Here is a 22732-nt window from a genome sequence, read left to right on the forward strand (position 1 = left end):
ACGGCACAAGCTCTGCCTTGTATAAATACCAAACAAATTGCTGCAAAAACAAACTTGAAAGATCAACACGCTCTAGTTGTAATGACGATTAGTATTTTATTTTTTTGCTTGCAGCTTATTGAAGATCGCCATTTGTTCTTCGGTCGCGGGTAATTGGTATTTTTCTTTCCATTGTGCGTAAGGCATGCCGTAAACATGTTCTCTTGCTTCTTCAATATCTACTTTTTCACCTAGTTTCTCTGCCTCCGCGACTGTCCATTTAGCAAAACAGTTGCGGCAAAATCCAGCTAAGTTCATTAACTCAATATTTTGTACGTCTTTTCGACTGTCTAAGTGACGTAAAAGTCGGCGAAATACTGCCGCTTGAATTTCTATTTCTTTTTCCATTGGTTTAATCTCTCGCTAATGATTGTGCTAACCCTGATTCTGGGCGATCGTGGCGGCGAATTTGAACGATCATGCCCATATAAGGGTGATCAAAATAATGTGTTTCTTGGCTGATCACTCTACGCTTTTGTTCAAGTTTTACGGGCGTTAGTTCAAATGTTGCGTTAGGTCTTAATGCTAAACTTGCTCGCTCTGCTAAGCTCAGATTCATAATTGAAAAGTCAGCTTTTACATTTAAGTAATTACCGATTAAATACACGTTTAAAAAGCCATTAAGATACCACGGTTGTATTGGTGGAGTAGGTGCTTGGCCAACACTAAGTTGTTCACCATAAGTTATCGGCTCAGGAGCTAGCGTTAGCTGCGAAATAGGTTGTTCTTGGTTAAAGTGTTCTAGTGTTGATAAAAGTTGCTGCTTCCGTTGCGTTATTGCTTGTTGCTTTTGCAATGCTGGTGAAAGCGTAGTGTTATTAAGCGTACCACCGAGTACCGATTGTAAACTTTGCTCTGAATCGAGCTCTGCTTGTCTTTCTTGATTATATTGTATTAACGCTTGCTGATAGTGTTTTTGCAGATTAGCGCCAGCATATAATCGCATAGGAACAGATTTTCTTTGTTCAAAAACTTGTTGACGCCATCCTACGTGTAATAGTGGTTTAAAGTCACGACTGCGCTTTAGCTGTAATACAATATCATCAAGCTTTAATGACGCACTACTAATTAAGTAAGGGGTTGATGAGTATAAATTTTCAAGACCATCAACTTTTGATGGTACATGATCAACAGCATAGCTGCTATATGAATATAAAGCTGGGTCAACTGATAACGCATCAAACTGATTTGGCGTTAATGTACATGGTTCGCTGTCGAGTATGTCTGGTAAATAAAAATTAATATCAGGGTAGCTGGTGGTTAGTTTTTCAACCGTTTCTAGCAGTGTTAAGTCTTCACTGCTTAATGTTTCCTGCGTGTTAATAAGGCTTTCAGTGGACATTGTTTCGTCAACAGAGCGGTTGTTAGCTGCTGTTTCCACTGAAGGTGTTCTAAGCGCCCCTTCTTGTGTTGTTTTTACACGATCATAGAAATCATCGGTAGTTCGCACATCACTTGACTGACTTGTTTGTTCATCGTGAGATGTGACGGTTTGAGTGTCAGTTGCTTGTTGTTCGTTGTATAAGCGTTCTTCTGCTAATGCACGTTGGTCAAGATCTACAAGATGTTGATTTAACGATAGGTTAAATGTTTGAGTTAGGCTGTTAAGTTTAGGAGCAGTAACGGTAAAAAATTGACTGAATACTTCTTGCTCATTAGTGTTTGTATAACACTGTGGTAATAAACGCTTTAAATTGTTTACATCAGGGGCAAGGTATCTTCCAAGTAAGTCACGAGATTGCTCATAGTCAGGTAAGGGCTGTTGGTTCGAAAATACTTCTTTTATCGCTGATTTATCTGCAATATTTGATAGTAAAATAACTTCAATTTCAAACCAATCGCCTGACCAGCGACTTGTAGCAGCGAGGCTATTTGCGACAAAAAGACTGGAAAGCAGCGCTAACCCTTGTTTAAATTTCATCTAAGTACCAACAAGTTAAATTCTGTAAAGATTTAATAGCTTTATTGTTCATCATACCTTGAATTAGCATCCGTGTTAATTGAGTTTTTTAGACAGGTCAGCAAGCATTGATGAAATTAAAGTAAAGCGGCTTGCTGTATCTTCTGTAGCACGGGTAAATTTTAACTTATTCGCGCCATCCATTTTAAATACACTTGGCTGTTGTTGTATTAACGAAATTATAAACATAGGATCAACACGCGTGTTTTCACTAAATTCAATGGAACCGCCTGCCGGACCTGCATCAATTCTCGCTATACCAATGTTTTGCGCCTTGATTTTAAGTTTAGCAATATGTATTAAGTTTTTGGCTGCCTGAGGTAATAAACCAAAACGATCGATTAATTCGATTTGTACATCGTCTAATTCTGTTTTGTTTTTGCAACTTGCAATACGCTTATACAAACTTAAACGTAGGCTAACATCAAATATATAATCGTCAGGTAATAAGGCAGGAACGCGTAAATCAACTTCAGTTTGTGTCGCTAATACTTGGTCAAGCGACGGCTGTTTACCTTCTTTTAAGGCACTTACGGCTTGATCAAGCATTTCCATGTATAAACTAAACCCTACTTGGTTCATTGAGCCACTTTGATCTTCTCCAAGTAATTCACCCGCGCCACGAATTTCTAAATCGTGTGTCGCAAGGGTAAAACCTGCCCCAAGATCTTCTAAAGAAGCAATTGCATCAAGACGCTTTTTAGCATCTTTGGTCATGCGTTTTTCATGGGGTGTTAATAAGTATGCGTAAGCCTGATGGTGTGAGCGGCCAACGCGACCACGCAGTTGATGTAACTGCGCTAAACCAAGGTGATCAGCCCGGTCCATAATGATGGTATTGGCACTAGGTACGTCGATACCAGTTTCAATAATCGTAGTACAAACTAATACATTATAACGTTGGTGATAAAAATCACTCATGATACGTTCTAGTTCTCGTTCACGCATTTGTCCATGAGCAACAATGACTTTTGCTTCGGGCAATAAAGCTTCTAAATCAGCGGCGGTTTTGTCGATAGTATCGACATTATTATGTAAGAAGTATACTTGGCCACCTCTTAGAATTTCACGTAAAATAGACTCTCTGATCAGTGAATTGTCGCGCTGTCTAACAAAGGTTTTTACCGCTAAGCGTTTTGCTGGCGCAGTAGCTATTATTGATAAATCACGCATGCCACCCATGGCCATGTTTAATGTTCTTGGGATCGGTGTTGCTGTTAGCGTTAAAATATCTACATTGGCACGAAGCTTTTTAATTTTATCTTTTTGTTTTACACCAAAGCGATGCTCTTCATCGACAATAAGTAATCCTAAATCATGGTATTTGATGCTATTTTGCAATAATTTATGGGTGCCAATGAGAATATCGATCTGACCAGACTCCACACGTTCAATAATTTGGCTTTGTTCTTTTGCTGATTTAAAACGTGATAAAACTTCAATCGATATAGGCCAGTTAGCAAAGCGATCTTTAAAGTTCTCATAATGTTGTTGGGCAAGTAGTGTGGTTGGCACTAATATAGCCACTTGTTTGCTATCGTTTACTGCGACAAAAGCTGCGCGCATCGCAACTTCAGTTTTACCAAAGCCTACGTCACCACACACCAATCTATCCATGGTTTTATCAGACAGCATATCGCTAATAACAGCATTAATTGCTTGTTCTTGATCTAAGGTTTCTTCAAAACCAAAACTATCAGCAAAAGCACGATAATCTTCTTTGTTTCGAGTAAATTGATAACCGGTATTTGCTGCACGCTTTGCATAAATATCAAGGAGCTCAGCGGCAACATCTTTCACTTTTTCCGCTGCTTTTTGCTTAGCTTTACTCCAGGTATCGTTACCAAGTTTATGTAACGGTGCATGATCTTGATCTGCACCCGAATATCGAGAAATTAAATGCAACGAGGCAACCGGCACGTACAATTTTGCATCGTTGGCGTAACTTAAGGTTAGGAATTCAGTTTTTATGCCACCTGTTTCTAAGGTTTGCAAACCTAAGTATCGCCCGATGCCATGTTCAATATGCACGACAGGTTGACCAATACTGAGCTCTGCCAAGTTTTTAAATATTGCATCAGCATGAACGTCTTGTTGGGCTTTTCTACGCCTTGATTGTCTGACTCTGTCACCGAGTAGCTCAGTTTCCGTAATTAACGCAATATTGTTTTTAGCGGCAGTACCTTTAGATTGAAAAATAAAGCCATTACTTAAGGCGTTTACCGTTATGCCGATAGGTTGTTCACTGTCAATAAAATCAGCAATGGTGTTAAAAAGTGGCGGTGTTAAGTTATTACGTTTTAACAGCTCTAAAACACTTTCTCGGCGACCTTGGCTTTCGGCAACAAATAGCGTTTTACCGTGAGAAGACTTGTCGTTTATAAAGACATTTAACAGATCAAAAGGATCTTTTGATTGATGATTGACGGTAATATTTGGTAATGGTTTAACATCATAATTTACGACCCCTCGCGTGCTAGAAGCTTCATTTTTTGCTGTTGCTTCTATCGTGATGCGATCAAACGGTTTGAGTGCTACGTATAAGTCTGTTTCAGAGAGAAATAACTGCTCCGGCGGTAGCAGTGGGCGAGTTAGATCGTATTTTCTATCTTCATAGCGATATTCGACATCATGCCAATAATTTGCTAAAGATTTCTCGATATCGCCAGACATAAGCACGATAGTATCGGGTGCTAGATAATCACAAAGGGTATTCGTTTGCTCAAAAAAGAGTGGTAAATAATATTCAATTCCCGCCGGTAAAATACCGTTACTTACTTGGTGGTAAATAGATTCTTTATCAATCGTACCACTAAATTGTTCACGGTATTGTCGGCGAAAGGTGTTAATCCCGTCTTTATCGGTTGGAAACTCATGTGCTGGAAGCAAATCAATCGTTTCAATTTGTTCTTTTGAACGTTGGCTTTCAGGATCGAAATGGCGGATTTCTTCAATTTCATCATCAAAAAAGTCAAGACGAAAGGGTTTATTACTGCCCATTGGATATAAATCGAGAATCGCACCACGCGCGGAAAATTCGCCATGCTCCATCACTTGATCAACACATCGATAACCACTTGCTTCTAACTCAACACGCATTTGATGCAGATCTTTTCGATCACCTTTTTTGATCAGCAAGCTATTACTTTCAAGATAAGCTTTTGGTGCTAAACGTTGAATAAATGTTGCCGTAGGAACAATGACAATACCTTGTTTCATTCGTGAAAGCTGATAAAGCGTTGCTAATCGCTGTGAAATAATATCTTGGTGCGGTGAAAAAGTATCGTAAGGGAGTGTTTCCCAATCAGGAAATAAACAAATGGGTACTTGATTATTGGCATTAATACTGCGCAGTTCTTGCTCAAATTTTAGCGCCGAAGGCGTGTCATGTGTGAGTAATAATATCGGCTTTTCGGTTTGTAAGGCCGCATGATAAATAGCCAGTGTTGCACTTGACCCTAATAAGTTTTGCCATGCCTTTTTATCGGCAGTTTTACCTTTACGATTAGGTAATGTTGGTTGAAAAAGCGTATTTGATTTAGTCATGAAGCTAGCTGTTTGTCTTGATTATCCGTGAAAAACTTGCTGATGATACCTTAGCAGGCGCTAGGGGTTAACATTTATTTCGAATTAAAGCTGAAAGACGATATAATAATGACATTATTACCTAACTGTAGCGAGAACCCACTTGACCAATAATGATGTCCTTCGTCGAATACGTTTTACTTTTCAATTTAAAGATCAACAAATGGTAAATATTTTTGCTTTGGCAAACAGACAAGTATCAACCCAACAAGTGATCGCTTGGTTAAAGCCGGATGAAGACAACGAAACAATGCCTATTTCAGATAGTGAATTGGCAAGCTTTCTCAATGGTTTTATTGTTGAAAAACGTGGTAGAAGTGAAAAGGCAGTACCCGCGCCTGAAAAGCAACTGACAAAAAATTTAATCTTAAAAAAACTCAAAATAGCGTTGAATCTGACTAGCGACGATATTATTGCTTTGTTGGCTAAAATGGATGTTACTATTGGCAGTGCAGAATTAACGGCTTTCTTTAGAAAGCCAGAGCATAAAAACTACCGCCACTGTAAGTCGCAATTTTTGCGTAATTTTTTAATGGCGCTTCAGTTAACACATCGCCCTGATGGACCAGAGAAAAAAACGCAACAAAAACGCACCGAATACCGTAAAAACCCCATTGAGCAAACAGAAAACAAAGTTGCTAAGCCAGCCAAAGCGAAAAAGCGCTATGATAACCCTAATGCTAGCCCTTATGCTGCCTTTGATGAACAGTCAAAACGTAATGTATTGTCATTAAAAGATAAGAAATAGCACCATGAGCAAGCTTATTCCGTTGGTAAGTCAGTTATGCGTTTCTGAACAACAAACTTGGTGTGAAGCGTTAAATAAATCTTTACAACATCATCAGGTTGATGCACGCGTTTGCTTGCCAAATGAGTTAAGCAACCATCAAAACGCACTGGTAGAGTTTGCGGTAGTGGCAAACCCTGAACCAGCATTATTGGCTAAATATCCTAATATTATTTGGGTACATAGTTTATGGGCTGGTGTAGACAGACTTGTAAATGATTTAAAACACAAACCCATTCAGTTAGTTAGACTTGTTGATCCGCGCTTAGCATTAACAATGGCGCAAGCTTGTGTTGCCTGGAGTTATTTTGTATTACGAGATATGTTGCGTTACTCGCAACAGCAACAAACAAAAACCTGGCAACAACACCCTGTAACGCTTGCTCAAGAGTGCAATATTACAGTGCTCGGTTTGGGGGAGTTAGGTCAAGCTGCGTGTGCGGCATTGAGACACAATGGTTTTAATGTACGTGGTTGGAGTCGCAGTAATAAATCAATAAAAGATGTGGCATGTTTTGCGGGAGATGAAGGTTTAACTCAAGCAGTAAGTGATGCTGATATTGTTATTTGCTTGTTACCTTTAACCGATGAAACACGTCAATTCTTTGATAAAAGCCGATTGATGCAATTAAAACAAGGTGCAACCCTGATTAACTTTGCTCGTGGCGCAATTATTCAAGAGCAGGCTTTACTTGAAGTGCTTGATAAAGAACATTTATCTCAGGCAATATTAGATGTGTTTAATCAAGAACCATTGCCACAGGAACATGCTTTTTGGTCACATAATAAAATCACAGTGTTACCGCATATATCTGCACCAACCAGTCAGAGTAGTGCCTGTGACGTTGTGGTGAGCAATATTGTTAATTACTACAATACAGGGCAATTACCACAAACGGTTAGTTACCAAAAAGGTTATTAACCCGTTAGCTTATAGCATCTATAGTATTGATGAGTAGCGATTAAACGAGTCGTTATCAATGAATAACGCGTTTACATTTGAATTGATATTATGCGAAACGTTGTAATTTATTTATTTTTCTTTAAATGAGCCGTTAACATGTTTAGGTTTTTCGAAAAATTAGCAAACTTAGTATTTCCTTTCCGTGCTGTTTTTCTTCTTGGTACGTTGGCGAGTGCTGGCAGTTTTGTTATCGTTTTATTATTTGCTGATATTGCCACGCAAAATAACTGGTTAACATTTTTGTTGTTAACCTTCCTATGGTGTTTACTGCTTAGAAATTTAACCTTTTGTTTTAAACCTTTAGCTCAAACTACTGACAACATTGGCTTTTACGCCGCAATAAAGCGTAAATTAATTAACGCTATTCAACTGATATTTTCATTACTTTTTATTGCTGTAAGTTGTGCAACGATTTATCTGTCGATAAAATTACTCACACTTTAGTAAGTAGCGAGTAAAGCTTATAATTAACTCCCTAAAGACAATGACTTAGTCTATAATTTAACGCATCTTTATAACAAGGAAATACCTATGCGATTTTTATCTCGACGATTAGTGATGCCAAGCGATCTAAATTATGGCTTGTCATTATTTGGTGGTCGCGCTTTGCAGTGGATTGACGAAGAAGCTGCAATTTATGCGATATGTCAACTTGAAACTAACTTTTTAGTGACCAAACATATTGGTGAAATTACCTTTGAAGCACCCGCTATGCAAGGAGATGTAGTTGAGTTTGGATTGGAAACAAAAAGTGTTGGCCGCACATCAATAACCGTTAGCTGTTTAGTCAGAAATAAAGTCACGAAAAAAACGATCTGTATGGCTGATGATATTGTTTTTGTAAAAGTGGACCCTGAAACCGGCGCACCAATAGCTCATGGCAAGACTTTACAAGAACTTGAGCAACAAACGCTTGATGAAATACGAACACTTAATATTAATATGGATAAATAACTAACTAACGCGTAGTGCCATAAAAGCGTCATAAACAAGTAACAAAGGTGTCATTTTTCTTAACTATGTTAAGAGCATTCCAATAAAGGTTGGAATGTGACACTTTTTGGAGCTTTAAAGATGATCCGTGTTGATGATGTTGTCGAACAAAACTTACCTAAAATACAACAAACCCCTTGGTTAGCAAAGCCAGTCAAAGCGATATTAAAAAGCTTATTACACGAAAATAAATTTCAAGACTTTCAACAGAAGTACCCTTATATTTCAGGGTTTGATTTCGTCGAACAAAGTTTGTCTCATTTAGGTGTTAGTTATTCTGTTCGAGACAATGAACGCGAAAATATTCCAAGTGATGGTCGCGTTGTGATCATTGCCAACCACCCGATAGGTTCGATTGATGGTTTAACATTGATTAAGCTTGTAGCAGATATTCGTCGAGACGTTAAAGTCGTAGTCAACAATATGCTAATGGCACTTTCACCCTTACATTCTATTTTATTGCCAGTGAATAATATGGGAGGTAAAACGCCCAAGCAAAATTTACAAGCAATACAGCAACACTTAGCAAACAACGGGGCGGTTATTGTATTTCCTGCCGGAGAAGTTTCGCGTTTAAGTCCAAGTGGCATTAAAGATGGTAAGTGGCATAGTGGTTTTCTTCGGTTTGCACAACAAGCTAAATCTCCCATTGTGCCTGTGTATATTGATGCAAAAAATTCTGCAAAATTTTATGGCGTTTCTATGATGTATAAACCCGCATCTACTTTATTACTCGTAAACGAAATGTTTAACAAGCAGCAAGGTAATGTAGCGATGCGCATCGGACAACAAATTCCTTATGACAGTTATCAATCAATAGCCGTAGACATAAAAACGAAAACTAAGCTGTTTAAACAACACTTATACCGTTTAAAGAAAAATCGAACGGGTATTTTTACAACACAATCTGCTATTGCACCACACGAAGACAGAAAAGCACTTAAGCATGCAATAAAGGCATGTGAATATCTTGGCCAAACGCATGATGGAAAATGCATTTATTTACATCGCTATCATGACAACGACCCCATTATTCGTGAAATAGGGGTTCTGCGTGAACAAGCCTTTCGGGCAGTAGGAGAGGGAACAAACCTTCGCCGTGATATTGACCATTTTGACCAACATTATTTGCATCTGATTTTATGGGATGATGACGAGTTGGACATTGTTGGTGCTTATCGGTTTGCTGATACTGATACAATAATTAAACAACATGGAATTGAAGGGTTGTATAGTCATTCATTGTTTAACTTCGGTGAAAAAATGACACCCTATTTAGCACAGGGTTTAGAACTTGGTCGTAGTTTTGTACAACCTAAATACTGGGGTAAAAGAAGCTTAGATTATTTGTGGTTTGGCATTGGTGCGTTTGTTAAAAAATACCCTAAATATCGTTACTTATTCGGACCTGTCACAATTAGTAATAGCATGCCGCAAGCTGCAAAAGAGCTTTTAGTGTATTTCTACCGCCTATACTTTGGTGGTGAACAGCATATCGCAACCTCTCGTTCGCCTTTTACTCTTCAAGAGACGGCTATTGAGCAATTAACGAAGCAGTTTTCTGGACAAGATTACAAAGCCGATTTCAGTAAATTAAAGCATTTATTAGCCAATATGGGCACTGCGATCCCTACTTTATACAAGCAGTATAGTGAGCTAACCGAGCGTGGTGGGGTGCAGTTTCTTGATTTTGGGGTAGACGCTGAATTTGCTGACTGTATTGATGGCTTAGTGATGCTAGATCTCACGAAGTTAAAAACTAAGAAACGAGAGCGATATCTTGGAGCAACGCTGAAGCAATAATGTATAGATAATCTTTAGTTTTGTCATATTTCGGTCATGTTTTCACGATAAGGTAGTGCACTATGACGGTACTTAAAATGCTATATCAAGTAGATTTACGGGTACTTCTATGGTGCAGAAAATCACGTTATTACCCGCAATTTATCGCTTTTGTTCGTAGCCTATCGAAAACTGGCGATGGCTACATGCAGTGCCTATTTCCTTTGGTTTACTGGGGATACAACCCTGATTCAGGACAAACATTTTTTTTACTTGCATGCCTTACTTTTGCTTTTGAACGACCGATATATTTTTTACTAAAAAACATACTTAAACGACGAAGACCGCCAGAAGTGGTGCCTGACTTTTTCTCTTTGGTAAAAGCTGCAGATCAATTTAGTTTTCCCTCTGGACACACCATGGCGGCCTTTGCGTTAGCAGGGCTTGCCACTGTTCATATTGGCAGCGCTGCGGTCCCACTTTATCTTTGGGCTATTTGCATTGGTATCTCTCGTGTCGTACTGGGCGTGCACTTTCCCTCTGATATTATTGCTGGGGCGTTACTTGGTAGCCTGATTGTGATAGGAGTTATACTTTAATGAAAATTCTTTACGGTATTCAAGCGACAGGCAATGGTCATATATCGCGGTCTCGTGTGATGGCTAAGTACTTTAAAGAACGCAATATAGAAGTAACGTATTTACTCTCTGGCCGTGAGAAAGAAAAGCTATTTGATATGGAAGTGTTTGGTGATTATCTTTATCGAAGGGGCCTGACATTCGTTACACATCAAGGAAAAATAAATCATTGGCGAACGATAAAAGCTAATAATATTATTCAATTTGTTAACGATATTCGCACCCTTAATGTACAACAATACGATTTAGTGATCACCGATTTTGAACCTATCACCGCTTGGGCTGCTAAATTATCTGGGGTGAATTCGTTAGCGATTGGCCATCAATATGCCTTTGGTGAAAACACTCCGATAGCAGGTGAGAATGTAGTAGCAAGTGGCATTTTAAAATACTTTGCACCAGCAAAACAGTCGTTAGGGTTACATTGGGCGCGTTATAACGATAATGTATTGCCGCCTATCATCGATGTAACACTTACTCGTTCATCGCACTCAGGACCTGTGCTAGTTTATTTACCTTTTGAAGATCAACAAGCAGTTACTAAGATGTTGAACCTTGTCGAAGGGCATCAGTTTGTCCAATATGCTCAAGAGTTAACCGATGATGTTCGGGCAAATGTGAGAACCCATACCACCAGTTATCAAGGCTTTAAACAAGATCTTAAACGCGCACAGGCAGTGATTTGTAATAGCGGTTTTGAACTTAATAGTGAATGCATTCACCTAGGCATTCCTATCTTAACCAAGCCCATAGCTGGACAAATGGAGCAAGAATCTAATGCGCTGGCATTAGAGCAGCTTGGTTATGGTAAAGCCGTTAACACCCTTACTAGTGATATTATTGAAGACTGGTTAATACAATTACCATCACAAACAGCAAATACATTCCCAGATGTTGCTCAATTAATTATCCGCTGGTTATCTGACAAAAATAATGAGCTAAGTATTGAAGAATTTACCGCTCAAGTATGGCAGCAATGATCTGAGCGCTAATATACCAACGTTATTTTTACTACTGCGCTGATACTTATTTTTAAAATAGACATACTTTTTTACAGCTTTTTTAAAGGTATTATTTGTGTTTTGGTGTACTGGTGATGTATAACACTATGTATCGCTAATCACCATTCATGGATAAAACACGATGACAACTCAATGGCAGGCAGATAAACCTATCTATTTGCAACTATATCAGCAAGTAGTTGGACGAATTCTTGATGGATATATTCAAGAAGGGGAGGCGCTCCCTTCTGTGAGAAAAGTCGCTGCACAGTATCAAGTTAATCCAATAACCATTTCAAAGGCGTATCAAATGTTACAGGATGAAAACATTGTTGAAAAACAAAGAGGTAAAGGGCTTTATGTTAAAAATGGCGCTCAAGAAATCATGCTGGTAAGGGAGCGTGAAGCGTTTCTAAAAGAGCAATGGCCTGCAATATTACAACAAATAAAACGATTAAAACTTAAACCCGAAACCTTGTTAACCACGGGGGACTCACTATGAGTGCAGTAGTGTCATTAAAACAAGTATCAAAATATTATAAAAAGACCAAAGTTGTTGATAACGTGGATTTATCCGTTGAAAAAGGACAGATCCTCGGTTTAGTTGGGCCTAATGGTGCAGGCAAAACTACCTGTTTACAAGCCATGTTAGGGCTAATTTCTTACCAAGGAGAAATTGACATTCTCGGTTTTGAACCGAGGAAAAACCGTGCACAAATGCTAGAAAACGTCGCTTATATTGCCGATGTAGCAGTGTTACCCAAATGGTTAACGGCAGCACAAGCGATTAAATATATGGCAGGTGTTCATCCAAAGTTTAACGCAGATAAAGCTCGTAGCTTTTTAGCTAAAACAAATATTAAAGAATCAAGCAAAGTAGGTACGTTGTCAAAAGGTATGATCACGCAACTACATTTAGCGTTGATTTTAGCATTAGAGGTATCGGTGCTGATTTTAGATGAGCCAACTCTTGGGCTAGACATTTTAACCAGGCGTCAATTTTATAGCCACTTACTTGAAGACTTTTACACCGAAGATAAAGCGATTGTTGTGACAACACACCAAATAGAAGAGATTGAGCATATTTTAACCGATGTTGCTTTTATTCAAGATGGCAAAGTTATTATTGCCGAAAGTGTTGAGCAGATTAAAAACAAATTCAAGCTGGTGGCTGTTTCAGATCAATGCCAAGAACAGGCTTGTGATATGTTGCCATTATGCACGAATCGTTTAATGGGGATCACAACCATGTTATTTGATCAGCATACACGGGAACAGCTAGAAGCAGTAGGTAAAGTATCAACACCGAGCTTAGCGGATATTTTTGTTGGTGTAATGGCCAAGGAGGTGTACTAATGAACATGCATTCTTTACAAATGAATATACAAAAAGAGTTATGGGAATATAAAAGAATATTCGTATGGTTGCCGGTTATTCTAGCTTCGCTAATAGTTTTGATACCGGTGCTTAATTATTTACTCGGAGACGGCTTACCTATTAACTGGCAGCAACAACTGAACAGAATTAGCCAACAGCAAGATAATATGCTGTTTTCGCAAATAGTGTTTGGTTTTATTTCTGCATTATTTGCTCCTTTTATGATTGTAGCGTTTATTGTGCAACTTTATTATTTCACCGCATGCTTTTTCGATGAAAGACGAGACTTGTCTATTGTTTTTTGGCGTTCTTTGCCTGTACCAGACAGCCAAACTGTCGGCGTTAAATTGCTTGTCGGGGCGATTATTTTACCAGCCATTTTTATGTTAGCAGCGACGATGGTGTTATTGCTATTTGTGTTAGTAGCTTTGATTGCTTGTACGGTCTTATCTGTTAGTCAAAACATTGATATTTGGGGCATATGGCTTTCAGGTGAATGGATCAGTAACTTCCTTATTACTTGGAGCAGTTTGTTACCGCTTAGCCTATGGTTGTTGCCTGTTTATGCTTGGTTAATGTTGGCGTCTATATATGCTAAAAAAGCACCTTTTTTATTAGCGATATTGCCTGTTACTATTTTAGTGATCGTCGAAGCAATTATTGTTGAATACTTCAATTTAGCTTCACCTTATTTTACTGTGATGCTTGTTAATTATTTTGATTTTTCTAACGCTATAACCGGTCAATATACCTCCATCTCAGCTATGCCGATTAACGCAATAATGAGTAAGGTAACAGTGGGAACATTTGTGTTAGGCGGAAGTTTTATTTATGCCACTTATTGGTTGAGGGTAAATAGAGGCCAATAAGTCACAAATATGTGTAAACATTTTAGTAGTGACAACGTCGTAAAGTTTATTTGTCACTACTAAATTTTTATGAAAAGGTACTTAAAAGTTACTGCAATTCGTGCCATTACCTTGGCGTGATGCCCCTAAAATTTTATTTTGTCTATCGATCATAAAAGTTAAAGAGCAATAATTAGCTGCTTTATGCAACGCTGTTGCGCCATCATATTCAATGACTTTATTACCATCTTCGAGTTTTAGGAATGTTTGAGGAGTGCCATATTCTTCAATTAACGTACCGAGTGATTCTCCGTGCCAATGTGACACATCTCCGTTTGATGCACATGAAGCAACGAATATCATGAAAAAACTACTTACTACTATATTTTTCATCGTATTACTCTTGATATTAGCTACTAAGGTATTTGATTATAAATTAAACAGGTACAACTTGTAAATTATATGTATGAATGTTTCACAGTGTGTATGGTTTGAAATGTTCACTTTACTGAACATAAATTAAAGGCATGCTTGTAATAAAACATTACTATTGTACTTCATCGGTTTAATAGCGAGATTAACGGCTGAGTATCAGAATTTTTAAATGAATATCAATTTAATCAAACTCGTCCTTGGAACTTATTATCACTCAGTTAACTCTCTTAAATAATAAAATCATAGAATGACTATGTTTACATTATTTAGCTTGTTCTAAGCGCGCTAATGAAGTGCTAAGTTGATCAATTTTTTAATTCAAAAGGTATGATAGTAATGCGAAAGTAGAATTTGTTTCTGAGGGAAGCACAGCGATTAATAGATATTAACCGCTGTTTTCTGCAGCTGATGCTTTTTTATTATTTAACAAACATCCAGATACCGGCACCGATCATAAATAGGTTTTCAGTGAGAGAGATAAAACCTAGTGGTACATTACTATCTCCACCGACACATGCGCATTTTAGCTCACGTTTATCGATATACACTGCTTTTATGACTGATATTGCACCAATACCACCAATCAATAATGAAAAAGGCGCGACGCTAAAAGCGGGTAAACCTGCAATCATTCCAATGCCAACATAAGCCTCTATAAATGGATAGGCATAGGCATATCTCACGACTTTCATGCCAACAAGATCATAAGTAATAAATGAATTAGTAAAGCTAAATAAATCTTGCAGCTTTTGTATTGCCAAAGCTGACATGGTTAATGCCACAAATAATTCAAGGGTGTATATTGAAATTAAGCTGAATCCAGCTGAGAAACTAAATGCTAAACTTAATAATAAGGTGACGGAAAAAATCGCCATGACAGGTGTATAACTAGTCCCTTGTTGGCCTGCTTGTGCTTTATTAAAATAGCTTCTTAAGTCTTCATAGCCTCCCACACGGGTATTTTGAATAAAAACTTGTGGCGTGGTTTCTACGCTATGTTGCTTTTTGAATGTGTCTGTTTGTTCACGAGAAGTTAATAAGTGGTCTTCAACTTTATATCCTTCTCGCTCTAGTAAATCTTTTGATTTTAAACCAAATGGACATATGTGTTCTTCGGTAGCCATTCTAAAAAGTTGTGCAGATTTACTCACTATACGCTCCTTATTCTTTAGCAGGTATCAGGAATTAATAGATATTGCTCTTGAGTATGGCTAATAATTACTATTCGTAAAGCCGTTGTACTGGAATAGTTTGTAAAAAGTGAAGTTTACAACAGACATGTGTCTTTTTATAAAAGCTTGGCGTGAGCGCTATTATCATAGGCATTCAGAGATTAAATTGCAGTTGAAATTTGCATGTCTGTTACGTTAATAGCGTTAATGGGTTAAAAAGTCTCGGTAATTTTTCACCGCAAAATATCGTATCGACTTTTTAACCTTTACTTGCTTGGCAATGAGTACATCATCACAGTAAATTTTAACAACTTGCTTATCACCATTACTATCTGTGTCGTATTGGTGCTGGGAATTCAACCTGAGATTATCAAACTCGGTTTTCATAATCAGTTTCATCTAGATTATAGCTTTTCTATTTCTTGACTAACTTGATAGCCTTGATCAGTGACAATTTTTTCTAATACTTGTATGCGCTCTTCCAAGGCATTTACTTGATTTTTCAATGCGATATTTTGCTCATTGGTTTTATGATTATTTGTTTGTGTACGTTCTTTAAAGGCTAAATGTTTTTTATACATATCGTAAAGTACGCCAAAACCTACAGAAATAAGTACAATTAGCACAATCATGGTAGCGCCAGTCATCGTTGTTCTCCTTAGCTGATTAGCGACTGCAACTCTTGCTTCGCTAAATAGTTTTCCATAGTAGAACGTAATAATTTATATAACAATATTGAACCGTCAATCTCTTCTTTTCGATTAGTTAAGCTTTCAATGTTTAAACCTAAGGGTAATTGATAAGGCAACACCGCATCTAATATTTGTCGTAAGCTATTTGTGCAAATGCGAATAGACTCGTAAAGTGGCTTTTCTGCATTTAATATACGCAAACTCGTAGCTTCAGGCACGCTGACACCTAGCCAATCAATAAACTCTAAGGTTTTTTCACTACCACAAGGAGAAAACGTTAAAACAATTCGTTGCGGTTTTAGGCCTAACTTTTTACATTCGATCGCGTAACGCGTGAGCATATCAATAGTGGCTTGTGGATCGTAAATTGCTTGTGATATGAAGAAGTTACAACCTTGTTGATGTTTTTCAATCAATCGTTCATGCTCATTGCCTTTACTAGCGTGACGTTCAGCAATCGTTACACCACCAATAAAAAAATCATGTTGGTTTTCAACAAGCGTTTTATAAGCCGTTTGTAGCGGTAGTGATACTTGATTGTGGCTTGAAGGGCTACCTACTAGCACAACATCGGTAATACCAAATCGTTGCCATGCTTCATCTGCCCAGGTATTGAAATCATCAGCATTTGATTGCACAACACTTTTATAGGTGATCACTGGTCGTGATGATTTTTGATTTAATAATGCAGAATAATGCCGTGGATCGTGTGTTGACTTAAACGGGAACGGTCTTGGTTTATTCGTACGCGAATCTTCATTTTGAATATCGTAAACGATCAAGCCATCGAAATCGATGTCGCTTACACGTTCAAGAAGTTTACCTGCTATTTCATCGACTTTTTCAACGGGGGTATCGCTTTTAGGAGGTGTTGTACCAATAAAGTAAACGCCACGTCTGATATCATTATACCTTGCTCTTAATTCTGAACCTTGTTCCACTGTTTTTTTCTGCGTAATGTAACTTGAAGGTAATCATACCGATTTTTTGATAAAAAATCTTCGCTAACACTAGCTCGAATTGTGATAATTTATCGCAAATTTTTCGTACGGAGATGAGAAAAATTCATACTATCGAGTTCATGTATTTTTACTCTGAACATTATGCAGCGCTAATGCTGATATTTCCGTTAATATTTCGTCTTTGTGTGTCAATGTTTTTATCCGTTGGAAAAGGCTTTCAGCCTGTGGGTATTGCAACTTTAAATAGCGTAGCCATTGTTTTAACCGACTAGAAAAATAAAAGCTTTTATCACCTGCTAACTCTAATTGTGCGTAGTGCTGTAATAAATGACTTAAGGCCTGCCAAGTCATTTTTTCTTCCGAACCTTTTATAACATTGGCTAAATTAGGCATGGCAAGCGCGCCACGACCTAGCATTAAATATGGTGTATTTGCCTCAGTCATGCATTGTTGTGCTGACGCTATGTCCCATATTTCACCATTAGCGTATATTGTCATTTGATGAGCTTGTTCAATTTTTCCAATATGTTGCCAATAGGCTGGCGGTCTGTATCCATCTTTTTTAGTGCGAGCATGAACGGTTAATTCGTTAGCTCCAGCGGCTGCAACAGCAGCAACTACCTCTTCAAAAAGCATTGTGTCTTCGAAACCTAAACGAATTTTAGCTGACACGATTTGAGTGGGGGGCATGGCATCTCTAACGGCAGAGACAATCTGATAAATAGTGTCTGGTGATTTTAATAACACTGCGCCACCTTTACTTTTGTTAACCGTTTTAGCAGGGCAGCCAAAGTTTAAATCAACACCCTGCGAGCCAAGTTCAATCGCGCGATTAGCATTTTCAGCCATCCACATGGCATGCTGACCAAGCAATTGAACGCGCACCGGGGTACCGTTAGAAGTTGTACCTTTGTTACGTAGCTCGGGTGACAATTTGTGGTAAATATGACGTGGCACTAACCCTTGTACTACTCTAACGAACTCTGTGATACATAGATCATAATCATTAATGGAGGTAAGTAATTCTCGCATTAGCGCATCAGCAACACCTTCCATTGGCGCAAGTGTTATTTTTTTTACGTTATTATTCATAAATATATAGATACAACTTTGGCTAGACAAATATTGCTTTCTCGCCTAGGTTAAAAAAAGCATGTTTTGTTGAAATTAAATGAAAAAGTTCAGGTCTTGTTAAATAGAGCTGATCGTAAGATATGGTATCTATTTTTATATAATAAAGGAAAGATAAGATGAGTATGTCAAAAAAATCTACAATAGCAGCAATGTTTACTGCTTTAGCGATGGTGAGTGTTTTTACGTTACCAGCTAAGGCTGAAAATAATATTAACCCATTTGAAGTTGAAAATGTGCAGTTTTCTGGAAGTAGCCATGTTGGCCATGAAGGTGGTTCTTGCGGCGAGAATGCCGATAAAAAAGATAAAAAAAGCTGCGGCGAAAACATGAAACATAAAGACAAGAAAAGCTGCGGCGAGGGTATGAAGCATAAAGACAAAAAAAGTTGCGGCGAAGGTATGGAGCACAAAGATAAGAAAAGCTGCGGCGAAGGCATGAAGCACAAAGATAAAAAAAGCTGTGGTGAAGGCGCAATGAAGAAGAAACAACGTACCAGCTGTGGTGAAAATCACTGTGGCGAAGGTAGTAAAAAGAAAATGAAAAAAATGAAAAAAGATAACGGTTAATATAGAGCGTGTTGAACTTTCAAGTTTGTTTTTTTCAGCAATTTGTTTGGTATTTATACAAGGCAGAGCTTGTGCCGTGTAGTTATTCTACTCAAATCAAGCGATAACATAGTAGAAATGCCAAATAGGTGCTGCCCGAAGGGTTCAACTAAACGCCTCCTGCTCTTTGTTACTTGAATTAACCATAGAATGACTATGCAAGAATCCAAGTGCCGCGATCAGAAGGCGTTTACCTTGAACAAAACTCAAACAGCAAAGATCAACACGCTCTAATGCTCGCGCACTTCAAAAGCCACTTGAGAGCTTAGCATCAAGTGGTTTTTTTATTGTTTAATTGTAGTAGTTCAAATCTAACTTATAGTTTATGTGAATAAGTTTAAGTTTTACCTAACAGGCAGCTCTAAGCGAAGTAAGACGTTCAGCTCACCTTGATTAATTCATTTTATTTCTATCAATTGGACTTAACGTGCCCGACGAGTGCTGCCCAATCACATGTGTATATATCTGTGTGGTTTTTAAATCAGTGTGGCCAAGAAGCTCCTGCACCGTTCTAATATCAGCCCCATTTATCAATAATTGCGTCGCAAAGCTATGACGAAACGTATGTGCTGTTATATGTTTTGTAATTCCACTACTTTTAACAGCTTTCTTAAGGACTTTTGTAAGTGCACTCCAATGTAAGTGGTGACGACAAAAATAGCCATCTGTAGGATGTTGGCAGCGATTTCTTGAAGGGAATAGATACTGCCACTTAAAGTCAGTAATTGCGTAGGGATATTTCCTGGCTAAACCACTCGGTAGGCTAGTTTTTCCTTCTCCTTCAACAATATCTTTTTGATGAATTTTAGCAACTTTACTTACTTGCTCTTTAATCAACGGCACCAGAGTTTGAGGTAACATGGTAACTCTATCTTTTTTACCTTTCCCTCGAAAAACAAAAATAGACTGATTTGCAAAGTCTATATCTTTGATCCTCAACCTTAACAGTTCAGCTTTACGAAGCCCACTACCATAGAGAATAGAAAACATTAATTGATAAGTTTTAGGCATTAAACGAATCAATTTTATCGCTTCATCATTAGATAAAACCGTAGGAACACGCTTTGGAGCCTTAGCCCTAATAGTATCGTCAAGCAGAGTTAATTCACGCTGAAAGATATGTTTATACATAAACACGATGGCGCATAATGCTAAGTTTTGTGTGGAAGATGTGACTCTTCTATCTACAGCTAAATAAGATAAAAAGTTACTGACTTCTTCTTCCCCCATATCAACAGGATGACGTTTTTGATTGAACAGGATAAAACGTTTAATCCAAGTCAAATACGTTTTCTCTGTTTGAATACTATAATGCTTTGTTCTAAGAACATTTCGGATACTTTCTAAAAAAGGTGAGATTGCCATAAGCTAAAATCCATTTAACTGTTTTTATATACAGTTATAGTTGTGAATTAAATTTATGCAAATTTTTTTGGGAGGGGAGAATTACTGATAGTTCTCGGTAATTCCTTCAGCAAATAATCATACAGTTAATAACAACCTGAAATTACTCGATAAAGTTTAAAATACAAACATGGATATTACTATGAAGTCTCAGTAATATCTCAGGACTAACAACATTGTCAGTTGCTGATGTGTTTAACGGATTGATTTGTTGAAATTTTCTGGTAATTTAAAGGAAAGTTTGTAGACGGATATTACTAAGACGTCTATATAATAAACTGTTATGTTACACATGGAGGTTCCGAATGAGTTTATCTTTTCACATAAATTTCGATGGTCGTTGTGCCGAGGCTTTTCAATTTTATGAAAAGAACTTGGATGGTGTCATTGGTTCATTACTTACTTATAAAGACTCTCCCGCATCAGAAAGTGTGCCAGATGAATGGCAAGATAAAATTCTCCACGGAAGTATTTCAATCGATAATATAGAGTTAGCTGGCACTGATACTATGTTACATGAGTATCAAAAACTAACAGGTTTTTGTATTCTTATCAGACTAACATCTGAGGATAAAGTAAAGTCACTATTTGAACTATTTAAAGAAGGTGGTGAGGTTATTTTGCCGCCACAGAAAACTTTTTGGTCACCTTGTTACGCAATAGTTACTGATCGTTTTGGAATACCTTGGAAATTTAACTGTGTAACATAACAAGAAAATCAACTAGGACACGTAACAGTTGGCTACGTTTCGCTTCGCTACACATTTTAGCCAACCATTACTTAGCCTGTTATTTAGGCGTTATGCGTCAGATGCGAATTCGATTAAATTTATTTGTTAGGTTTGGCGTTTTACCAAGAGTTTGTCGTTGTTGCCTTTTCTTTATCTTGGTAACTTACAAGCAAATAACTTTGTTTCAGCTTTTGGCTAAACAGTTTTTCGCCATCGTAGTTTGTTGGCAAAAGTCACTGTAATTGAGTGGCTCAAAATTCACGGTTTTGTGTGTCGCACTGAGGTGTTTTTTACTTCTGCTTTTGCTGCCACAAAATCTTATATACGTTGTGCGGTTTGTGGTAATCACAACCAGTCGCATAACAAGGTGCTTAAAAGGACTAAAACAGTTTGCTCGTTTTTTGCAAAGCAACGCAAAAAAGCCAGCCAACAATTTTAGCCTCTTAGCAAAACGTTATATTTTTATCGGGAAGTTGATGCCTATATCACTTAAATTCACTTTAACTTGGTTACTAAGTTTTCTTCTTACTTCTGTAAGTGTTGCTACCCTGAGAACTAACTTGTTAGATGTAGGTTGTGATCCAAAGTTTAAATGCCTTTGCTCGTTAAGCTGTTTAATTACCCCAATAATAATTTGTACATTAATTTGGGGTATCTCATTTTTATTAGTTTATTGGTTATTTGCGAAAGGTAAATTTAAGCAAATCAATAAGCCTCAAATACTAACATTATCTGCAATTGGTACTTTATTTGGTTTGTTAGTTTTTGGTTATCCGTTGGCTACAATCATTATTATTTATGGCGGCTATTACATTGTTTGGTTGCCGTTAAGTATCATTCTCAGTGTTATGGCAATTCAGTTGTCAAAAAAATATAACAAGTCGTTAAAGCAGGACAAATAACAGTTGGCTTTTGCTCCTGCGTCGCTTATTTTAGCCAACATATTATTTGCCTCTTAACGAGGCGTTATATGCCTTTCAAGGATGATTTGTGAAACCTGCTCTTTATCAATTATTAATCGTTATTTTGGTGTTTGTTGCATTAGCTTTAGCTATTCCGCCAATACCATCTGTAGAAGTAGGTCACGGTTATGATGCTTTCCCAAATCCTAGTTTATTTATTGGCTTAGTCTTGATCGCTTTATCAGCCTTTATAAGTATTAAAACTTTAAATTCTCCTAAATTATTTTGGTTTATTTCGGGTGTAGGTTATGTTTTATTTTCTTTAGCAGTTCATGCTAGAGTTTGGTGGTAATGGCATATAACAAGCCATTCAAAAGGACAAATAACAGTTGGCTATTTGCTCCTTCGTCGCCTATTTTAGCCAACCATTATTTGCCTCTTAATGGGGCGTTGAGGCTGTAGAATTTCTCCCAAAAAGACGTTTTCACGTCTTTTTTTATATATTCTCAATTGTTTGTTTTTTAAGCTTGAAGCAAGTTCCTCGCTGTGATCTAATAGATATTATTCACCGATAGCAAATTATCATGGCCAATTATAAACCTGATTTATCCTGTCAGAGTAAGTTCATTCCCATCGACTTCTCGCAACAAATAATCCCTGGAACCTTTGAATATGCGCTTGCGCATATTGTTGATAATCACCTTGATTTATCTGGCTTCGA

The 22732-nt window shown here is 37.6% G+C and carries 24 protein-coding genes; 14 read left to right on the forward strand and 10 right to left on the reverse strand.

The window, feature by feature from the left end; translation table 11 throughout:
- Positions 1-96: 96 nt before the first annotated feature.
- The 3 genes from Q4489_RS17250 to mfd all read right to left on the reverse strand — a co-directional run bounded on the left by Q4489_RS17250 (position 97) and on the right by mfd (position 5545).
- On the reverse strand, positions 97-387 hold the full coding sequence (locus Q4489_RS17250; RefSeq protein ID WP_303482888.1) for a DUF1244 domain-containing protein: 291 nt from the start codon (positions 385-387) through the stop codon (positions 97-99).
- 4 nt (positions 388-391) lie between these two features.
- Positions 392-1960, reverse strand: a complete 1569-nt coding sequence (locus tag Q4489_RS17255) for a CsiV family protein (RefSeq protein WP_303482890.1) — start codon at positions 1958-1960, stop codon at positions 392-394.
- Positions 1961-2035: 75 nt separating this feature from the next.
- The gene (mfd, locus tag Q4489_RS17260; RefSeq protein WP_303482892.1) at positions 2036-5545 is read right to left on the reverse strand and encodes a transcription-repair coupling factor; all 3510 of its coding nucleotides are present in this window, start codon (positions 5543-5545) and stop codon (positions 2036-2038) included.
- 142 nt (positions 5546-5687) lie between these two features.
- Between mfd and Q4489_RS17265 the strand changes: the two genes are divergently transcribed.
- The 10 genes from Q4489_RS17265 (at position 5688) to Q4489_RS17310 (ending at position 13995) form a co-directional block, all read left to right on the forward strand.
- Positions 5688-6332, forward strand: a complete 645-nt coding sequence (locus tag Q4489_RS17265) for a DUF1456 family protein (protein WP_303482895.1) — start codon at positions 5688-5690, stop codon at positions 6330-6332.
- Between the two features lie 4 nt (positions 6333-6336).
- Positions 6337-7293, forward strand: a complete 957-nt coding sequence (locus tag Q4489_RS17270) for a glyoxylate/hydroxypyruvate reductase A (protein ID WP_303482896.1) — start codon at positions 6337-6339, stop codon at positions 7291-7293.
- Positions 7294-7431: 138 nt separating this feature from the next.
- Positions 7432-7779, forward strand: coding sequence for a hypothetical protein (locus Q4489_RS17275; RefSeq protein WP_303482899.1), 348 nt, complete (start codon positions 7432-7434; stop codon positions 7777-7779).
- Between the two features lie 87 nt (positions 7780-7866).
- Entirely contained in the window at positions 7867-8289 is a 423-nt protein-coding gene (locus Q4489_RS17280; RefSeq protein ID WP_303482902.1) for an acyl-CoA thioesterase, read from the forward strand.
- Positions 8290-8385: 96 nt separating this feature from the next.
- Positions 8386-10131, forward strand: a complete 1746-nt coding sequence (locus Q4489_RS17285; protein ID WP_303482905.1) for a lysophospholipid acyltransferase family protein — start codon at positions 8386-8388, stop codon at positions 10129-10131.
- Between the two features lie 62 nt (positions 10132-10193).
- Positions 10194-10709 (forward strand): phosphatase PAP2 family protein, encoded by a 516-nt coding sequence (locus Q4489_RS17290; protein ID WP_303482908.1) that lies wholly within the window; start codon positions 10194-10196, stop codon positions 10707-10709.
- The gene (locus tag Q4489_RS17295) at positions 10709-11728 is read left to right on the forward strand and encodes an MJ1255/VC2487 family glycosyltransferase (RefSeq protein ID WP_303482911.1); all 1020 of its coding nucleotides are present in this window, start codon (positions 10709-10711) and stop codon (positions 11726-11728) included. The genes Q4489_RS17290 and Q4489_RS17295 overlap by 1 nt, the downstream gene beginning before the upstream one ends.
- Before the next feature lie 163 nt (positions 11729-11891).
- Positions 11892-12251, forward strand: a complete 360-nt coding sequence (locus Q4489_RS17300; RefSeq protein ID WP_303482913.1) for a GntR family transcriptional regulator — start codon at positions 11892-11894, stop codon at positions 12249-12251.
- Complete coding sequence (locus Q4489_RS17305) at positions 12248-13105, forward strand: ABC transporter ATP-binding protein (protein ID WP_303482916.1); 858 nt, start codon at positions 12248-12250, stop codon at positions 13103-13105. The genes Q4489_RS17300 and Q4489_RS17305 overlap by 4 nt, the downstream gene beginning before the upstream one ends.
- Complete coding sequence (locus Q4489_RS17310) at positions 13105-13995, forward strand: ABC transporter permease (protein ID WP_303482918.1); 891 nt, start codon at positions 13105-13107, stop codon at positions 13993-13995. The genes Q4489_RS17305 and Q4489_RS17310 overlap by 1 nt, the downstream gene beginning before the upstream one ends.
- 81 nt (positions 13996-14076) lie before the next feature.
- Here the strand turns inward: Q4489_RS17310 and Q4489_RS17315 are convergent, their stop codons facing one another.
- From Q4489_RS17315 to Q4489_RS17340, 6 genes are all read right to left on the reverse strand, one after another.
- Positions 14077-14367 carry a hypothetical protein gene (locus Q4489_RS17315; protein WP_303482921.1) on the reverse strand — a complete coding sequence of 97 codons (291 nt, stop codon included), beginning with the start codon at positions 14365-14367 and terminating at the stop codon, positions 14077-14079.
- A gap of 461 nt (positions 14368-14828) precedes the next feature.
- Positions 14829-15560: a glutaredoxin gene (locus Q4489_RS17320; RefSeq protein ID WP_303482924.1), complete on the reverse strand. Its 732-nt coding sequence runs from the start codon at positions 15558-15560 to the stop codon at positions 14829-14831.
- Between the two features lie 225 nt (positions 15561-15785).
- Positions 15786-15968, reverse strand: coding sequence for a hypothetical protein (locus tag Q4489_RS17325; protein WP_303482927.1), 183 nt, complete (start codon positions 15966-15968; stop codon positions 15786-15788).
- 17 nt (positions 15969-15985) lie between these two features.
- Positions 15986-16228, reverse strand: coding sequence for a hypothetical protein (locus Q4489_RS17330; RefSeq protein ID WP_303482929.1), 243 nt, complete (start codon positions 16226-16228; stop codon positions 15986-15988).
- Between the two features lie 11 nt (positions 16229-16239).
- Positions 16240-17214 carry a methylenetetrahydrofolate reductase gene (locus tag Q4489_RS17335; protein ID WP_303482931.1) on the reverse strand — a complete coding sequence of 325 codons (975 nt, stop codon included), beginning with the start codon at positions 17212-17214 and terminating at the stop codon, positions 16240-16242.
- Positions 17215-17352: 138 nt separating this feature from the next.
- Positions 17353-18327, reverse strand: a complete 975-nt coding sequence (locus Q4489_RS17340; RefSeq protein WP_303482934.1) for a tRNA-dihydrouridine synthase — start codon at positions 18325-18327, stop codon at positions 17353-17355.
- A gap of 158 nt (positions 18328-18485) precedes the next feature.
- Between Q4489_RS17340 and Q4489_RS17345 the strand changes: the two genes are divergently transcribed.
- The gene (locus tag Q4489_RS17345) at positions 18486-18935 is read left to right on the forward strand and encodes a hypothetical protein (RefSeq protein ID WP_303482937.1); all 450 of its coding nucleotides are present in this window, start codon (positions 18486-18488) and stop codon (positions 18933-18935) included.
- A 432-nt stretch (positions 18936-19367) separates the two neighbouring features.
- On the opposite strand, the gene Q4489_RS17350 is transcribed toward Q4489_RS17345, so the two are convergent.
- Positions 19368-20339 carry an integron integrase gene (locus tag Q4489_RS17350; RefSeq protein WP_303482939.1) on the reverse strand — a complete coding sequence of 324 codons (972 nt, stop codon included), beginning with the start codon at positions 20337-20339 and terminating at the stop codon, positions 19368-19370.
- A 344-nt stretch (positions 20340-20683) separates the two neighbouring features.
- Here Q4489_RS17350 and Q4489_RS17355 point away from each other — a divergent pair, with 344 nt between their 5' ends.
- From Q4489_RS17355 to Q4489_RS17365, 3 genes are all read left to right on the forward strand, one after another.
- Positions 20684-21088, forward strand: coding sequence for a VOC family protein (locus tag Q4489_RS17355; protein ID WP_303482942.1), 405 nt, complete (start codon positions 20684-20686; stop codon positions 21086-21088).
- Positions 21089-21585: 497 nt separating this feature from the next.
- On the forward strand, positions 21586-22011 hold the full coding sequence (locus Q4489_RS17360) for a hypothetical protein (protein ID WP_303482945.1): 426 nt from the start codon (positions 21586-21588) through the stop codon (positions 22009-22011).
- 88 nt (positions 22012-22099) lie between these two features.
- Positions 22100-22363 (forward strand): hypothetical protein, encoded by a 264-nt coding sequence (locus Q4489_RS17365; protein WP_303482948.1) that lies wholly within the window; start codon positions 22100-22102, stop codon positions 22361-22363.
- The last annotated feature ends 369 nt before the right edge of the window (positions 22364-22732 follow it).

The organism is Thalassotalea sp. 1_MG-2023 (genome assembly GCF_030546745.1).
In the GTDB taxonomy this organism is placed as follows: domain Bacteria; phylum Pseudomonadota; class Gammaproteobacteria; order Enterobacterales; family Alteromonadaceae; genus Thalassotalea_C.

Bases quoted from the DNA above. Each gene is read 5' to 3' on its own strand.
- Q4489_RS17275 (WP_303482899.1), top strand. From the start codon at position 7,432: ATGTTTAGGTTTTTCGAAAAATTAGCAAACTTAGTATTTCCTTTCCGT.
- Q4489_RS17295 (WP_303482911.1), top strand. From the start codon at position 10,709: ATGAAAATTCTTTACGGTATTCAAGCGACAGGCAATGGTCATATATCG.
- Q4489_RS17290 (WP_303482908.1), top strand. From the start codon at position 10,194: ATGACGGTACTTAAAATGCTATATCAAGTAGATTTACGGGTACTTCTA.
- Q4489_RS17325 (WP_303482927.1), bottom strand. From the start codon at position 15,968: ATGAAAACCGAGTTTGATAATCTCAGGTTGAATTCCCAGCACCAATAC.
- Q4489_RS17330 (WP_303482929.1), bottom strand. From the start codon at position 16,228: ATGACTGGCGCTACCATGATTGTGCTAATTGTACTTATTTCTGTAGGT.
- Q4489_RS17305 (WP_303482916.1), top strand. From the start codon at position 12,248: ATGAGTGCAGTAGTGTCATTAAAACAAGTATCAAAATATTATAAAAAG.
- Q4489_RS17270 (WP_303482896.1), top strand. From the start codon at position 6,337: ATGAGCAAGCTTATTCCGTTGGTAAGTCAGTTATGCGTTTCTGAACAA.
- Q4489_RS17355 (WP_303482942.1), top strand. From the start codon at position 20,684: ATGAGTTTATCTTTTCACATAAATTTCGATGGTCGTTGTGCCGAGGCT.
- Q4489_RS17340 (WP_303482934.1), bottom strand. From the start codon at position 18,327: ATGAATAATAACGTAAAAAAAATAACACTTGCGCCAATGGAAGGTGTT.
- Q4489_RS17315 (WP_303482921.1), bottom strand. From the start codon at position 14,367: ATGAAAAATATAGTAGTAAGTAGTTTTTTCATGATATTCGTTGCTTCA.
- mfd (WP_303482892.1), bottom strand. From the start codon at position 5,545: ATGACTAAATCAAATACGCTTTTTCAACCAACATTACCTAATCGTAAA.
- Q4489_RS17350 (WP_303482939.1), bottom strand. From the start codon at position 20,339: ATGGCAATCTCACCTTTTTTAGAAAGTATCCGAAATGTTCTTAGAACA.
- Q4489_RS17255 (WP_303482890.1), bottom strand. From the start codon at position 1,960: ATGAAATTTAAACAAGGGTTAGCGCTGCTTTCCAGTCTTTTTGTCGCA.
- Q4489_RS17280 (WP_303482902.1), top strand. From the start codon at position 7,867: ATGCGATTTTTATCTCGACGATTAGTGATGCCAAGCGATCTAAATTAT.
- Q4489_RS17300 (WP_303482913.1), top strand. From the start codon at position 11,892: ATGACAACTCAATGGCAGGCAGATAAACCTATCTATTTGCAACTATAT.
- Q4489_RS17360 (WP_303482945.1), top strand. From the start codon at position 21,586: ATGCCTATATCACTTAAATTCACTTTAACTTGGTTACTAAGTTTTCTT.
- Q4489_RS17250 (WP_303482888.1), bottom strand. From the start codon at position 387: ATGGAAAAAGAAATAGAAATTCAAGCGGCAGTATTTCGCCGACTTTTA.
- Q4489_RS17310 (WP_303482918.1), top strand. From the start codon at position 13,105: ATGAACATGCATTCTTTACAAATGAATATACAAAAAGAGTTATGGGAA.
- Q4489_RS17345 (WP_303482937.1), top strand. From the start codon at position 18,486: ATGAGTATGTCAAAAAAATCTACAATAGCAGCAATGTTTACTGCTTTA.